The organism is Psychrobacter immobilis (genome assembly GCF_904846175.1).
Lineage (GTDB): Bacteria > Pseudomonadota > Gammaproteobacteria > Pseudomonadales > Moraxellaceae > Psychrobacter > Psychrobacter immobilis_E.
Genome location: NZ_CAJGZM010000013.1, coordinates 21,416 through 37,298, shown reverse-complemented (window position 1 = coordinate 37,298; position 15,883 = coordinate 21,416). Strand labels below are relative to the sequence as shown.

The window sequence follows — 15,883 nt, the reverse complement described above, 5'->3', positions numbered from 1 at the left end:
TTATTTGGCGGCTGGTTGTGCCGGTTTGTTGGCAGTTTTACCATCGGTAGACTTATCCATATTCTTTGCAGCTTGCTGCGGCGTTTGGGCATTAGCTGCACCTGGCTTAGCGGGTGCAGCATTGGCATCTGGTAATGGTTTAGCGACCACCTCTTGCTCAGGCTTCACTTTTGCACCGCCGATAACAACTACTTTGTCGCCAGCTTGAAGACCGTCAGTGACTACCCACTGTCCTTTATACGTGCCATTAATAGTAACCGGACGAACTTGGATTTTGTTATTTGCATCAACGATATAAACTTGCGTTTCACTCTTGGTAGAGCGCATCACCGCGCTTTGTGGGACGAGTGCCGCATTGGTAATCACGCTTTGGGTTAAGCGGGTGCTGACATACATACCTGGTAATAAGATATTGCTATTATTGGGGAATACCGCACGTAAGGTGACGGCACCGGTTGATTCATCAACTTTTGCTTCAGATAGCGCAAGCTCACCGCGTACTGGATAAGTTGAGCCATCCTCTAACACCAATTCAACTGAGCTCATACCTGCCTGTGCTTTACCTGCAGAGATTTGTTGGCGCAGCTTTAGTAGCTCAGAGGAAGATTGACTGATATCGACATAGATAGGGTCTAGGCGTGAGATAGTCACTAGCGGATCCGGTTGACCGGCGCTGACCAATGTACCTGCAGTTACGCTAGAGCGATCCGTACGACCTGAGATAGGCGCGCGTACGATGGTACGATTTAAATCCAACGTACTTGCTTGTAAGCCTGCCTTCGCCGTTTGGATACCTGCTCTGGCGCTTTCAATACCGGCTTCAGTTTGTCCGATAGCCGCACGCGAACTTTCGACCGCCGCTTGAGCCGTACGAACTTGAGTAACTGCTTGGTCATATTGCTGCTTTGAGATAGCATCAATTTCAATCAAACCTTGCAAACGTTGCAAATCACTTTGCGCTTGTGATAACGACGCTTGGCGACTGACTAACTCAGCTTTGGCATTGGCATTATTCGCTACTGCTGTCTGATAGTTGGCTTCAGCTTGTTGAATAGCTGCCTGTCCACTGGTGATAGACGTCGCATAGTTATCGGTATTAATGCGATATAAAGGTTGGTCTTTTTTGACGTTGCTACCCTCACGGAATAACACCTCATCAATAATGCCATTTACCTGTGGGCGAACGTCTGCGGTTTGATAAGCCGTTGTACGTCCAGAAAAAGTCTGTACTTGTGGTACGTTCTCAAGGGTGACAGTCTGAACGTTGACGACGGCAGGAGGCATCTGCTGCTGTGCCGCTGCGCCAGCTGCGTCCTCTTTTTTGTCACAGCCAACCAGTACAGCTCCAGATAGTACAGATGCTATTACAAGCGCAAGAGTAGAGTGCTTCATCAATGTCCTCGGCAATATAAATATCATATAATAAATAATTACAGTATAAAAAGTTTAGGAGTAAATCTTAACGTGGTGGATATAAAAAATAATATGCATTTACCGTTGCCAATATATTACTCGCTAAACGCGTAATAATCGGATAGGCAGATTTAAAGTAATGGATGATTATAAACTATAGGGTATACCCCACAGTCAAGGTGCAAAAAAGCGTTTTTGCCCCTCATAATTGTATTTCGGCTCAATAACTGTCTAACAACCCTTGATAATACAAGCGTAACGTTAAAAATACACTGTAAGATTCGTAATGAATGCTGAGCCAAAATATTGTTAAATTTTGTTTTTTTGAAATAGATTTAAAGATAGTAGCAAGAAAACCATATAAAAATACAGTAGAAAATGGCATGCACAGAAAAACTGTGTTTTAGCAATACTTAAATGCGAACGCTAAAATTTTGGGGAGAAAAGAGTCATATTAAATCGAAGATGTTATCAATAACCAGAAGGCTGCTGATGTCGCAGCCATAATATTCTGATTTTCTATTAATTGTTATTATAAAGTAAAACTTAACTTAAAATTTAATGACAAAGTATTTTTTTGCTAAAAGCTGATAATTAAACTGTCAAGAATGAAATTAAACTTTTAACAATAATAAGCTGTTAACAATAAATAGTGTCTATTCTAACAAGATTTATACTAAACGAGCGCTGGCAAGCTCCGTCAATTCATACAGTCCTTGACGGTAGCGGTTGTCAGGTAAGCTGATCAGCGCTTGCTGTGCAAGCTTAGTCTCTTCCAAAGCGCGCTGCTTACAGTATTCAAGCGAGCCTGAATGTCGTACTAGCTTGATAAGCTGCTCAGCATTTGGTGTTTTACCAGTTTGCACAGCAATACGTAATTGCTCATAGCCTGCCTTGTCGCTATCTTTTAATAACTCAAGCGCCTTGATGGTTGGCAGTGTTGGTTTGCCTTCCGCCAAATCATCACCGAGATTCTTGCCCATCAGCTCACTATCGCCACTATAATCGAGCACATCATCAACGATTTGGAAAGCATTACCAAAATGTTGACCAAAATCAGCCAACGCCTGCAGATGCTCAGTTTTGTCTTGCAAAATCGCAGCACCTTGAGTCGCCATCATAAACAGGCGTGACGTTTTTCCATCGATGATATTTAAGTAGTCTTGTTCCGTAGCTTCAGGATTGTGCTGGTGCTGTAGCTGCAACACTTCGCCCTCAGCGATATCACAAGTGCCATCTGAGAACACTTGCAATAATGGCAAGCTCTGAAAACCAACCAATAGATTAAATGCGCGAGCAATCAGGTAATCACCGACCAGTACTGCAGTGGCATTATCCCAAGTGGCGTTGGCAGTTGGCTTACCACGGCGCTGACCTGACTCGTCAATCACATCATCATGTACTAAAGTTGCGGTGTGCAGCATCTCAGTAATAGCCGCCAGATGCATCGCTTGCTGTGATGGTTCATCATTAAACATTCGCGCACATAATAAGGTAATCAGCGGGCGCATACGTTTGCCACCCGCATTAATCACATGCTGTGAGACACTCATGACCAGCTTAACTTTAGAATTTAAACTGCCAAAGACTTGCTTGTCCATGATATCAAAATCATCAGCAACGATGCTTTGGATGTCGGCATAGCTTGGCATGCTTGCTAGAGTCGTTAATGGTGTGGTTGATACTACAGCGGCGTTAGATAAAGAGTTACTGGTCATAATGAGTCGTCATACCAAGGAAAATAAAATGGGTTTGGATAGCTGCCTATTTATAATAGTGTCTGTAGGTAATAGTGCCTATAGCAAATATGGCCTATAGCAAATAATAGTGAAGCTATCGTTTGACGCATAATAGCATAGCTATCTGGGTCCATTGTTGATTTAAGTATAGCAAAAATTAAGATAAGCCTTGCAATCTAGTGGCGTATTGCTTGTTTCGTCCTATAATAAATAAAATACAACTGATTAGATTATATTAATCCATGGTTAACGTTAGCAATATTTTATTAATAATTATTGTCAATAAAGGCTATATTAACAAAAAACTGTAAGTAACTGATTATATAAGCTATAATGGCTGCTGTTGGATTTTAACCAATGATGGTTCAATGTATTATACTTAAATAAATCTGTTGGTCTTAACATCGATGGTTCATACCCTTGTTAGTCAGTCACATCACTTTATGTAAGTAATTATAGATAAACATTTGAGCCAATATTATTGATATTACCACCTTCAAAACAAGAGATGCGACTTGCTTTTATGAGCAAAAAGCCGTAAAATCTTGCCTTTAATTTTTCCCTGTCGTGTTCGTCGTAAAAGCGTTGGTATGATATCAGCCACGGCACACGGGTTAAACGGAGTCATACAATGTACGCAGTAATCAAAACTGGTGGTAAACAGCACCGTGTAGTCGTCGATGAATTGCTTAAAGTTGAACTACTAAAAGCAGAAACAGGCGCAACGATTAAATTCGAAGACGTATTGATGATTGTTGACGGCGAAACTGTCAAAATCGGTCAGCCTATTGTTGAAGGCGCTAGCGTTGAAGTTGAAGTGGTTGAGCATGGTCGCGGCGAAAAAATCCGTATCGTCAAGCACAACCGTCGTAAGCATTATCACAAAGAGCAAGGTCACCGCCAATGGTATACCTTGTTAAAAATCAAAGCTATTAATGCCTAATTATCCACTTAGCAATTACTGCTAAATAGCGCACTAAATGCTTAAGAGTTATCGCATTAGCGATAAGTCACATTAACAAGGAGATTTTCTCATGGCACATAAAAAAGCTGCCGGTTCAAGCCGTAACGGTCGTGATTCAAACCCAAAAATGCTGGGCGTAAAAATATTTGGCGGTCAAGCCATCGTCGCTGGTAACATCATCGTTCGTCAACGTGGTACAGAATTCCATGCAGGCGAAGGCGTTGGCATGGGTCGTGACCATACTTTATTTGCACTAAATGATGGTGTGGTAAAGTTTGCGACCAAAGGTAAATTCAACCGTCGTTATGTTATGGTTGAAAGCGCATAATTGCCCATCTGGGTTATTTTAATCGAAGATTAAAATAACCCGATGACTAAAAAAGCCCTTATTACCGTTTGGTAGTAAGGGCTTTTTTATGGTGCTAATTCATACATGAAGTAGAGAGTAAATAGTAGTGAATACTATCTAACGCCAATGGTTACAAGCGTGTATGGCAGCGGTAGTAATGATTGCAAATCATGACTAGGCGCGTAATAAAAAAACTGGCACACTGTCTGCATTGTTTAATCACGTCAGTTTATTGATTGTAAACTGAGCAGCGTGAGATAAGCACTTATTGAAAAAATAAGAATTTTAAATAAAACGTTTTATTTTTATGCTATTTTGCATTTAAAAGAGGATTTATGATGACTTTATTAACCAACAAAATGACTAACAAAACGAGCTTAAAACAGAAAGTCATGAGCGGTGCTTTAACGGGCGTACTGATGACTTCACTTGGTGTTGCTGCACCGATGATGGCTTTAACGCAATCGGCAACCGCTGCTCCTGCTGACAACTTGACCGCTGCTAAACGCTTAAACAAGCTATTGGTAAACACCAAAAGCATGACCGCTAACTTTAGCCAAACCACCAAAGGCGCAAATAGTGGTACCTTCACAGGTACAATGAGCGTCCAGCGCCCAAATAATTTCCGCTGGGAAACCAAGTCGCCGTCAGAGCAGCTGATTGTCGCAAATGGTAGCTCGATGTGGGTTTATGATAAAGATTTGGAGCAAGCGACCAAGCAAAATGTCGATAGCCAAGTAGGCAATACGCCAGCGTTATTATTATCAGGTGATCCAAGCAAAATTGATAAAAACTTTAAAATTACCCAACCTTATGACAATAAAAATTACTACGTGTTATATCCAAAATCAGATAGCGCCAGCTTTAAGAGCTTATCGATGAGCTTTAGCGGTGGTAAGCCTGTGATAATGGTATTGAATGATACGCTAGGACAAACCACGACCATTAAATTCAGTGGTATTAAAATGAACCCAAGCATCAATAGCAGTCAGTTTAAATTTACGCCACCAAAGGGTGTTGATATCATTAATCAATAAGCAATCATTTAGAGCTTATTGATAGAAGCCAATCGGTAAAGTTCGATTAAAAGCTTCATTGATTGGGCGTACAAAAAAGGACAGACCAAAATGGTGTGTCCTTTTTTATTGCCGAAAAAATATGCAAGTCTAATTCTAACATCTCTAAGAGATTGCTTTGATGGCTTCCATATCTGGCAGTGCGGGCAACTCATCTAGATTGGTTAATCCAAAGGCATCTAAAAATTGCGCTGTGGTATGTAGCAGTGCAGGGCGACCCAAGGTTTCTTTATAACCTTTCTCTTCAATCCAGCCTTTATCAAACAGTTGGCGCAATATGTTACTCGACAGCGTCACACCGCGCACGTGCTCAATGTCACCGCGTGTCACTGGTTGCTTATAGGCGATGACACTCAACGTTTCAAGCAATGCTTGGCTGAGGCGTTCTTGACGCTGTGGAAAGATTCGCTGAATTAACGGGCTATAGCTATCCGCGATTTGTAGCCGATAACCACTGACCGTCTCATGTAAGCTAAGCACACCAGCATCTAAACGTTGTTGTAATAGCGCTAATGCTTGCGCAAGCTCTTTAGTATTTAATGACAAATGCTTCTTTAAAATACTGGCTGTGAGTGGTGCTTCTGAAGCGTGCAGGAGCACCTCGATATGTTTGCTCATTTCTTCTAAATGTCGCTGCTGCGTGTTTGTCATTACACATATTCTCTCTTAAAAACCATTAAGCACTAAGCATTAAGCCAGCCACTGTAACGTTAATTGTCCTATCTGGCTGTTTCCTGCAAACTCATCGCCAGCAGCAGTATCGTGACCTTTTAAATCAGTATTTATGACACCTACCAACTGCCGTTTCATCAGCTCTAACACTGCGACAAAGCTAACCACAACGCCAATCTTACCTTGAGTTTTATCCAGTAGCTCATAAAACGAGTGCGCGCCAGCCGTGCTTAGCTGCCTGCTAATACTGGCAATACGGTCAGCAAGAGGTACGGCATCAACTTTGATAGTATGCATCTGATAGTCGGTCTGTAGCTGCATTTTAAATAAGCTATCAATCAAAAGGTTTGGCGAGTAATTGGGTAATTCCGCATTCATAACGTCTTGACTGGGCATACTGACCATCGCTAAAAACACATCGCGCTCAAGACGTACCAGGTTGTCCAAGCGCTGACTGGCAACTTTGATTTGCGCATATTCTTCAAGGCGCTCAATCAGCTCAGCCTTTGGATCACGCTCATCGCTCGGTGTTTCGGGCTTTGGTAGTAGTAGCTCGGTTTTAATGGCAATCAAGGTTGACGCCATCAGCAAATAGTCACCAGCCAATTCAAAATGATCGGTATCCAATTCACTGATATAAGCCAAATACTGTTCCGTAATCGGTAGTATCGGCATTTGGGTCAGATCGACGTTGTTTTTTTTGACCAAATACAATAAAAAATCTAATGGCCCGGCAAATTGCTCTAACCAAATGGCAAACGCTTGCGGCGGAACGTATAAATCTTCTGGTAGATGCTGCACTGGCGTCTGATAAATACGCAGTGACATGTCATTAACAACTAAATGGTCGTGTTGGCCATCATGTTCGCTCTTACTATCTATAAACTCAGAGTTTTGATACGCGCTTACAAGAGAAGCGGCTTTTACTAAAGCCGCTGGTTGATTTTTTAGCTCAGTCTGCACGCTTAGCATCCGCTCTGATTACGATAAGTTAAAGCAGTCAAAGGCTTATTTAAGTTTAGCAAGTGGACGGATACCAATAGCACGGCGCGTCTTATCAAGCTGCTTACGGCTATGACGACGGGCTTTTTCTGCGCCCAGTTGTAAGATTTCTTCTAGCTCTTTTGGATTGGCCATCAGCTCTTCGTAACGTGCGCGGAATGGCGCAATTTCGCTATTTATTTTATCAAACAATGCTTGCTTGGCATCACCCCAGCCAATACCTGATGCATACTGGGTACGCATATCAGCAATCTCTGCGGGCGTTGCAAAGGCTTTATAAATCTCAAAGAGTGCAGAGTCATCAGGGTCTTTTGGCTCAGCCGGCAACTGCGAGTTGGTCACAATCTTCATGATGGCTTTATGCATCTGCTTTTCAGGACTGACTTGTGGATTAGGGTCACCGAATAGAGGAATGGTATTGCTATAGCTCTTACTCATTTTACGACCATCAAGTCCTGTCAGTAGCGGGATATCTTCATCAACAACCGCTGATGGTAGCGTAAAGAGAGGTTTATAACGATGGTTAAAAGTACCAGCGATATCACGCGCCATCTCAATATGCTGTACTTGGTCACGACCGACGGGTACATGAGTCGCATTAAACATCAAGATATCGGCAGCCATAAGCACAGGATAGCCAAATAAACCCATGTTAATACCTTGATCGGGATCGACATCTGTTTTTTCGGTATTAATATCGACCGCCGCCTTATAAGCGTGCGCGCGGTTCATCAGACCTTTGGCACATGAGCAATTTAAAATCCAAGCAAGTTCTGGAATCTCTGGCACATCGGACTGACGATAAAAAGTCACACGTTCAGGATCAAGACCACAGGCAATCCACGTTGCGGCAATGATTTTGGTCGACTCATGAATGACGGCAGGGTCGTAACAACCGATAATGCCATGATAATCAGCCAAAAAGAAAAATGCCTCATCATCACTATCTTGGATAGACTGAATCGCTGGGCGAATGGCACCAACGTAATTACCTAAATGCGGAATGCCTGTCGGTTTGATGCCAGTTAGGATACGTTTGCTTTCTTTCTTAGGGGCGTCTACAGCTGCGTCAGTTTGATTGCTCATTGAAAATCCGTAATTGGTTTAATTTTTAATTAATTAGATTGCTGTTTTTTTAGTGTTTTTACTTAAGTAAAAGAGTGATATTGAAGTCAACGAATCAAATCAATGGCGCAAATTATAGCAAATTTCTCTACCGCTTTGTTTAAGTATAAACGCCTACTTGTAAATATCAGTACGACCATCAGGGCCGTTTTTAAAGCGGCGATGGAACCACATCCACTGAGTCGGATCAATACGAATTAATCCTTCTAGCACTTCATTAACGCGAATAGCATCAGCAACTTCATCATTACTTGGATAGTTCTCTAACTCTGGCGTAATGGTCAAATGGTAATGCGGACGTTTGCCGCGTGGCAGGTTGTCAGGCGTTTGCCGATAGGTATGCAGTGCCATGAGTGCGGGTGGATGCTGCTTGTCGCCTAATTTCGCCATACGCCGAGAAGCGGTAATTGTGGCTGCCGGTACGCCAAAAAACGGTGCCATGACGCCTTGTTTCAACCCGTAATCTTGGTCAGGTGAGTACCAAATCACGTGGCCTGCTTTAATCGAATCAACAAAGCTACGCATATCCCTACTGGCTATTTGTTTACTTAAGAGATTGGTGCGGCCATTATAGATAAACCAATCGAGCATGGCATTATTCTGTGGTCGATACATGCCATCCATAGGGAAAAACTGCGTGCAGAGCATACCGCCTAGATCGAGCATCGTATAATGTGCCCCGAGCAAAATCACAGGACGACCTTCGTTTTGGGCATTCACTAAGTGCTGTAAGCCTGAGATAGACACCGTACGGGTAAATATGTTTGGTCGATACCAAGCGCATAAGGTTTCAAACACCCCGATACCTTGATTAACAAAAACTTGCTTTGCCATGAGCTCACGCTCGGCTTCAGGTTTCTCTGGGAAAGCCAATCTTAGATTAATCAACGTATCACGCCGACGTGAGCCTGCTATTTTATATACTGAAATACCCAGCTTACGACCTAGCCAAAACTGCCAACGTAATGGCAGATATATCATCGGTAGAATTATCGCTAATAACAGCCAGATACCCCAATATTGAGGTAATAAAAACTGCCATTGAAAAGGTTTTTTCTCCGCTTGTGCCGTTTGCTTATGCGTTTGCGTAATCGTTGGCGTGCCGACAGGGATAGCAGGTGACTTAGCCATTTTGCTATGTTTATTACTATGCTCGCCTACAGTCGGTGCTGGCATATCGGTTTTTTCTGACTTACTAGGGTCGTATTGTTCAGGGGCTTTCATAATGAGGACAAGGTAATAAAAGTTATGATTATGATGGGGTAGTAAGAGCGGCTTTGCAAGGTGATTTATGCACAAAAACTGGCACCAATAAGAATCGTCGTTAGAGGTCTTCTCTAAAAAGCTATTGTTAAAAGTTATTACTAAAAACTATCGTTGAAAGCTATGATTAAAAATCACAGCTAAAAAACAGCCATAAAAAAACCTTACAAGCTGTGACCAGCTTATAAGGTTTTGCAAACCTATCACTTTCCTTAATACTGCTATAGCGACTCTGAGAAAAAGACGACAACAGTAAAAGTCAGAGAGATAGCTTTGATTAACGTTTCGAGAATTGTGGACGTTTACGTGCTTTACGTAAACCCAATTTCTTACGTTCAACTTGACGTGAGTCACGAGTAACAAAGCCAGCTGCTTTTAGGGCAGGTTTGTTGGTTTCGTCAAGCTCAATCAATGCACGCGTGATGCCGTGACGGATTGCGCCAGCTTGACCACTAATACCGCCACCTTTTACAGTGATGTAAAGGTCATAAGCAGTAGGTGAGTCAAGTAATTCTAAAGGCTGACGAACAACCATGCGCGACGTTTCGCGGCTGAAATACTCATCAAGTGGTTTGCCGTTAACAACGATAGCACCAGTACCCTTCGCTAAAAAGACACGAGCGGTAGAAGTTTTGCGACGACCAGTTCCGTAATTGCGTTCCATAAGTATATCCTTAGATGTCTAGTTCTTTAGGTTGCTGAGCTTCATGTGGATGTTCGGTACCCGCATATAGTTTCAGCTTTTTGATCATCGCGTAGCCAAGAGGACCTTTTGGAAGCATACCCTTAACCGCTTTGTGTAGAACATCTTCAGGCTTATGTGCAATCAGCTTGGTGAAGTTGGTTTCTTTAATACCGCCTGGGTAACCACTGTGACGATAGTATTTTTTATCTTGTGCTTTTTTACCCGTTACCGCGATTTTCTCTGCGTTGATAACAACGATAAAATCACCAGTATCTACGTGTGGAGTATAGTTAGTCTTATGCTTGCCACGTAAGCGACTAGCGATTTGAGTAGCTAAGCGACCAAGGGTTTTGCCGTCAGCATCTACGACATACCAGTCATGGGTCACTTCAGCTGGTTTTGCACTAAGTGTTTTCATGATAAAACCTTAAAATTAGAATTCGTTGAGAGTTTAGCTGGGAACGGGGCTCTCAAAAAACAGACTGCACATTATAAGCAGTAGCGCCTACGCTTGCAAGCTGCATTGGGGTTTATTTTCGCCTTATATACATTAAACTGCAGCGTTGGCCAGTTTTTTAGCGGTTTTAAACATTGGTAAAATTTGTTAATGGCTTTCGTTAACCCGACAATTATGACGGTGAAAGCTGATAAAGTCCAGCGACAACTTGTCCAACTTTAGTTTGTTTTAGGCATTCAAAACCTATAATGTCTTGTGTTGTCTCTGTTTGAGGCTCAGAGCTTTCGTTAAGACTTACTACTAATTGATTAAGTTGAAGGGTTAAATCTTTATCCGCTTCTAAATAAATAAGCGTTTCTGCGCTGATTAAGGATTGTTTTATCAATGCCATTAAAATAGGCTGCCACAAATCTTGCGCATAAGGCGGATCGATAAAGACAATATCAAAATGACGCTGAATAGTTTGGTTTTGGGTCAGGACTTGTTCAGCTGTGCCTTGAATGATTTGGTAACTACTAGCCTCAAGTCGTAATTGCTCGGCGCTTTGGCGCAGCATATTGACTTGTGCAGGGTTTGTTTCGATAAAGGTGGTATAAGCGGCGCCGCGCGATAACGCTTCAAAGCCTAAAACGCCGCTACCAGCGCAGCTGTCAAGCACTTGGGCGTCATGAATATCAGCAATTAACCAATTAAATAAGGTCTCACGCAAACGGTCTGGGGTCGGACGCAAGCCTTCGGCATCGATAAAACTCACGCTACGGCGCTTAAACTGCCCACCGATAATACGCACATCACCAGCAGCACTGTTTTTTGTTTTTACTTTAAGCGTTTTTTCAGGTTGTCGTGTACTGGATGTTTTTTTCATAGCGTTTTCTTAGTCATTATTTCATTAACTTTTTTATTGATTGACTCTAACATTACTCAGAAGTAGCAGCGGTGGTTGTAGATTTAGCGTTTTGCGATTCTTTTTGCTCTGTGAGCGCTTGTTCTTTATCACGTACGGCGTCACGCATGGCTTTATCAAAGGCTTTTTGGCGTTTGATGACTTTTAATTGATCTGGAGTAGGTGGCAAAATAGGATTTTTTTCGCGCTGTAACATCCAATAATCAAACAACGCACGACCGATAGGAGCAGCAACAACACTACCGCCGCCGCCATTTTCGACCAATACCGCTAGGGCAATCTCGGGGTTCTCTACGGGTGCAAAACCATTGAACCAAGCATGATCCCAGTGGCGCTTATCCAGCGCAGATTTATTATAGCTTTTACCTTGTGCAATTGATTTTACCTGTGCTGTACCCGTTTTTCCGGCAATGCGATAGCGCGGCGTATAAATACCGCGTCCTGTACCCGCCTTAACGGTTTGTTCCATGGCATCATGCATGCGCACCCAATCAGAAGGTTTGCCGTTATAGTCGATTTTACCATCAGGTTTGGTAATCACATCGACCGCCGCTGCGCCATCGCTACTTTTTAATAAATGCGGGGTGATATGGTAGCCTTTGTTAGCGGTCATGGCAGTAGCATTAGCAATCTGCAGGGGTGTCGCTAAGAAATAACCTTGTCCGATACTGACCGAGATGGTTTCACCCGGTAGCCAACCTTTATCATAAGTGTCTTTTTTCCATTTTGGTGATGGCATAATTCCTGGTTTTTCATTGGGCAGGTCAATACCCGTTTGTTCACCAAAGCCAAAGCGCACCATCCAATCGTGCAAACGCTGAATGCCCATCTCATATGCCAGTTTATAATAATAAGTATCGACCGACATCACGATAGATTTCTTCAAATCAACCGTGCCATGACCACCTTTTTTCCAATCACGAAAACGGTGCGAATCACCAGGCAGGCTAAAGTAACCGGGGTCGTAAATAGTTGTTTCCCAATCGCGTAAACCGTAATGAATACCGCCTAAACCTTCAAAAGGTTTAATGGTTGAGCCGGGTGGATAGGTACCTTGTAGCGCACGATTATAAAGCGGCTGGTCGAGGTCTTCACGCAGGTCACCATAATCTCTAAAGGATATACCGGATATAAATGGATTGGGGTCGTAGCTTGGGTTACTGACGAACGCCAATACATCACCATTTTTTGGGTCAATAGCGACGATTGCCCCGCGGCGACCATCAAGCTGCTGCTGAGCAACGGTTTGTAAGCCATAATCTAGACTTAGGGTAATGTCATTGCCCGCGATAGGCGCTTTGGTATCGAGTTGACGTAAGATATTACCGTGCGCATCGGTTTCTACCGATTGATAACCCGGCTGTCCGAGCAAGATATCTTCATAAAAATCCTCTATACCAATCTTACCGATGAGGTCGGTACCCGCATAGCGATCTTTATTGATTTGCTTAGATTCTTTATCGTTAATACGTCCGACATAACCAATGACATGGGCAAACAGCTCATCATAAGGATAAGAGCGCGTGAGTTTGCTCTGAATACTGACCCCACGAAAAAACGGCTGACGTTCACTAAACTGCGCCAATTGCGCCTCAGTCAAATCAATCTTGATGGTCACCGGGTCGTTTTTGGTTTTACTTAAACGTGCCAAAATATCGGTGATATTTTCATCTGTTAAATCAAAAATAGGCGCAAGCAGATTAAGTGTACGTTTTGGGTCTTCTACTTCATCGGGACTGAGCATAGCGGTAAATACCGGCTGATTGTCAGCGAGGATAACGCCATTACGGTCGTAAATATAACCGCGACTGGGCGGCGCAGAAATCAGCTTAATACGATTGTTATCGGCTTGGGTGGTGTATTTATCGTGGGCATACACTTGCAGATAACCATAACGCGCGATCAAAGCGATCAAACCCAAAAACATCAACAGTCCAAGGATAATAATACGGCTGGTAAAAATACGATTAACCTGTTCGGTATCGGGAGCGAGCGGTTTTTTCATATAAAGTCAGTACCCGGACGGTCAGTGAGGCGGTCGTTGATAAATCGATGGTCAATAAATCAGTAAGAGTCTGTGAAAGATAGATAGCGCGATGCGCTCATTCAAAGGGAGGTGAGCATAAAGGATAAGCCAAAGTATTTCAATAATATAGCGTGATACTTATCAATATAGAATCAATTAATTATCAACATAGGGTCAATTAATTTACTTGCAGTCGGCGACTGATAATTTGCCTCAGGCAACCATAAATTATAACAGAATAAATGCGCTGACGCAGTAGGCAGTTATTTATTCTGTCCAATCATCATTGTGAGTATTATCTATATTTATACCCCCATAGCCTTGCTGCTGCCTTAGTTTTTATCGAGATTTTTGCTGTTGTTCTTGTGGTTTTCATTTCATTAGACTAGGCACAATCAATAGCAATATTCTAAAGCTTAATCCCACTAGTTGATAGTAAACGTTTTAGGATTAAAGGCATTAGCTAAAACGTGCCATCGCTAGTCACAACTTGCCTAGGCTGGCTATGTGCTAATGAATGGCAAGTATGCTAAAATCAGGCGATTTATTTTAGCCAGTTACAGCGTTATTTAATTCAGTGGTTATTGAGGATAGAGCGTTTTTACTGAGCGTTCTTAATCGACTAAGGATATTTGCTTAACAACGACAATCATCACCTCAAGGATAATTAGAGTCATGGATGCAAATTCATTGTGGCAGACGATAGCGGAGCATCCCGAGTTTTTCGCCATGCTGACCATCCCACCAGTGACCGCATTTGTCACATGGATACACGTGTGGATGGCACTCAAAATGCTGTTTTATCCGGTTAAGTTTTGGGGTATTCGGATTCCAAACTTTCCATTCTTTGGCTTACCGGGTTTAGGCTGGCAAGGGATTGTGCCGCGCAAAGCGGGCAAGATATCTGGCGTGATCGTTGACCAGACGCTCTCAAAGCTCGGCTCGCTCGATGAGTTCTTTAAAGCCATGGAACCGGATCAGATGGCGGTATTTATCACCAATGCGGTCGATGAAAACCTTGAAACCTTGATTGATGAGATTATGCTTGACCACTCGCCAGCGCTGTGGGGCAATCTTCCTTATGCATTAAAGCGCCGCGTTTATGCCCAAGCGCACCAAGAATTGCCAAATATTATGCAATCCTTGGTGACGGATTTAACCTATCATGTCGAAGATTTGGTCGATATGCGTAAGATGATTGTCAATAAGATGGAAAGCGATCGTCGTTTGATGGTCAATATGTTTCTAAAAGTTGGGCAAAAAGAGATTGATTTCATTTGGCATATCAGTGCTTTGATTGGCTTGATATTCGGTATTATCCAAATGTTTATATTTTTAGTGGTACCGCAGCATTGGACGGTACCGTTTTTTGCTGCCATTTGGGGTTTCCTCACCAACTGGATTGCGATTTGGATGGTCTTTAACCCTGTCGAGCCACATTTTGTTCCCTATGTAAAGTTTTTTGCGCTGCAAAGTCGCTTCCCATTTATTAAGCCGCAGCTGCCACATATTGCGCGGTACCGTTTCCAAGGCGGCTTTATGAAGCGCCAAGAGGAAGTCTCTGAGGTTTTTGCTGAAATTGTGGTTAAAGATTTGGTGACCTTAGAGAACATCATGAATGAGATGATGTACGGTGACCGCGCTGCGGAAACGCGTGAGCTGATGAAATCGCACCTGTATAAAGTGTTAGAATCGCCAGTCATTAGTACGACATTAAGAGTAGGGCTGGGTCGCCGCGAGTTTGGGCAATTGAAAAATACCATTATCGATAAATCCATCGTCGCGACCATGGTGCCACTGCGCGACCCTGAGCTCAATGAAAGCCGAGCCAGTAAAATATTTGGATTGTTTCGCGACCGTATTCGCGCGCTATCACCCGATGAGTTTCAAAACCTATTGCGTCCTGCGTTTCGTGAAGATGAGATGACGCTGATTGTCCTTGGCGGTTTGACTGGCTTTTTGGCAGGTTGGTTACATCTGGTTTTGGTGTTTTTCCCCGCAATGCAGTAAGGTGGGCACGCTTTATACAATACCTTTAAGCCTTTGTGCTTTAGACATTAAAAAAGCAATAAATGTAAGTAAAAGATAATAGTTAAAATACCTTTTCTAATTGAGAGGTAAGCAAATGATAGTAATAAATCACAGCTATAAACGACATTTATAAACACTGTTAATAAACATCATTAATAAAAACCGTTAATAAGAACT

Annotated in this window: 14 protein-coding genes; 4 read left to right on the top strand and 10 right to left on the bottom strand. The window is 42.7% G+C overall.

Going from position 1 to position 15,883, the window contains the following annotated elements:
• Nucleotides 1-1,392, bottom strand: coding sequence for an efflux RND transporter periplasmic adaptor subunit (locus JMW39_RS12330; RefSeq protein ID WP_201546975.1), 1,392 nt, complete (start codon nucleotides 1,390-1,392; stop codon nucleotides 1-3).
• Nucleotides 1,393-2,084: 692 nt separating this feature from the next.
• Entirely contained in the window at nucleotides 2,085-3,065 is a 981-nt protein-coding gene (locus JMW39_RS12325; protein ID WP_201546997.1) for a polyprenyl synthetase family protein, read from the bottom strand.
• 718 nt (nucleotides 3,066-3,783) lie between these two features.
• On the opposite strand from JMW39_RS12325, the gene rplU reads away from it, so the two are divergent.
• The 3 genes from rplU to lolA all read left to right on the top strand — a co-directional run bounded on the left by rplU (nucleotide 3,784) and on the right by lolA (nucleotide 5,502).
• Nucleotides 3,784-4,095: a 50S ribosomal protein L21 gene (gene rplU, locus JMW39_RS12320; protein WP_010199185.1), complete on the top strand. Its 312-nt coding sequence runs from the start codon at nucleotides 3,784-3,786 to the stop codon at nucleotides 4,093-4,095.
• Between the two features lie 91 nt (nucleotides 4,096-4,186).
• Nucleotides 4,187-4,444, top strand: a complete 258-nt coding sequence (gene rpmA, locus JMW39_RS12315) for a 50S ribosomal protein L27 (protein WP_010199200.1) — start codon at nucleotides 4,187-4,189, stop codon at nucleotides 4,442-4,444.
• A gap of 359 nt (nucleotides 4,445-4,803) precedes the next feature.
• On the top strand, nucleotides 4,804-5,502 hold the full coding sequence (gene lolA, locus JMW39_RS12310; protein WP_201546995.1) for an outer membrane lipoprotein chaperone LolA: 699 nt from the start codon (nucleotides 4,804-4,806) through the stop codon (nucleotides 5,500-5,502).
• 144 nt (nucleotides 5,503-5,646) lie between these two features.
• Here lolA and scpB read toward each other — a convergent pair whose 3' ends face one another.
• The 8 genes from scpB to mrdA all read right to left on the bottom strand — a co-directional run bounded on the left by scpB (nucleotide 5,647) and on the right by mrdA (nucleotide 13,654).
• On the bottom strand, nucleotides 5,647-6,192 hold the full coding sequence (scpB, locus tag JMW39_RS12305) for an SMC-Scp complex subunit ScpB (RefSeq protein WP_201546973.1): 546 nt from the start codon (nucleotides 6,190-6,192) through the stop codon (nucleotides 5,647-5,649).
• Between the two features lie 39 nt (nucleotides 6,193-6,231).
• Nucleotides 6,232-7,041, bottom strand: a complete 810-nt coding sequence (locus tag JMW39_RS12300; protein ID WP_201546993.1) for a segregation and condensation protein A — start codon at nucleotides 7,039-7,041, stop codon at nucleotides 6,232-6,234.
• 180 nt (nucleotides 7,042-7,221) lie between these two features.
• Complete coding sequence (trpS, locus tag JMW39_RS12295; protein WP_201546964.1) at nucleotides 7,222-8,301, bottom strand: tryptophan--tRNA ligase; 1,080 nt, start codon at nucleotides 8,299-8,301, stop codon at nucleotides 7,222-7,224.
• 153 nt (nucleotides 8,302-8,454) lie between these two features.
• Complete coding sequence (locus JMW39_RS12290) at nucleotides 8,455-9,564, bottom strand: lipid A biosynthesis acyltransferase (protein WP_201546962.1); 1,110 nt, start codon at nucleotides 9,562-9,564, stop codon at nucleotides 8,455-8,457.
• A 316-nt stretch (nucleotides 9,565-9,880) separates the two neighbouring features.
• Entirely contained in the window at nucleotides 9,881-10,267 is a 387-nt protein-coding gene (gene rpsI, locus JMW39_RS12285) for a 30S ribosomal protein S9 (RefSeq protein WP_201546960.1), read from the bottom strand.
• Nucleotides 10,268-10,277: 10 nt separating this feature from the next.
• A complete protein-coding gene (rplM, locus tag JMW39_RS12280) occupies nucleotides 10,278-10,706 on the bottom strand; it encodes a 50S ribosomal protein L13 (RefSeq protein WP_201546950.1) in 429 nt (142 codons plus the stop codon).
• A gap of 211 nt (nucleotides 10,707-10,917) precedes the next feature.
• Nucleotides 10,918-11,610, bottom strand: a complete 693-nt coding sequence (gene rsmD, locus JMW39_RS12275) for a 16S rRNA (guanine(966)-N(2))-methyltransferase RsmD (protein ID WP_201546948.1) — start codon at nucleotides 11,608-11,610, stop codon at nucleotides 10,918-10,920.
• Between the two features lie 52 nt (nucleotides 11,611-11,662).
• The gene (mrdA, locus tag JMW39_RS12270) at nucleotides 11,663-13,654 is read right to left on the bottom strand and encodes a penicillin-binding protein 2 (protein WP_201546939.1); all 1,992 of its coding nucleotides are present in this window, start codon (nucleotides 13,652-13,654) and stop codon (nucleotides 11,663-11,665) included.
• Between the two features lie 696 nt (nucleotides 13,655-14,350).
• Between mrdA and JMW39_RS12265 the strand changes: the two genes are divergently transcribed.
• Nucleotides 14,351-15,685, top strand: coding sequence for a hypothetical protein (locus JMW39_RS12265; protein WP_201546937.1), 1,335 nt, complete (start codon nucleotides 14,351-14,353; stop codon nucleotides 15,683-15,685).
• Nucleotides 15,686-15,883: the final 198 nt, after the last annotated feature.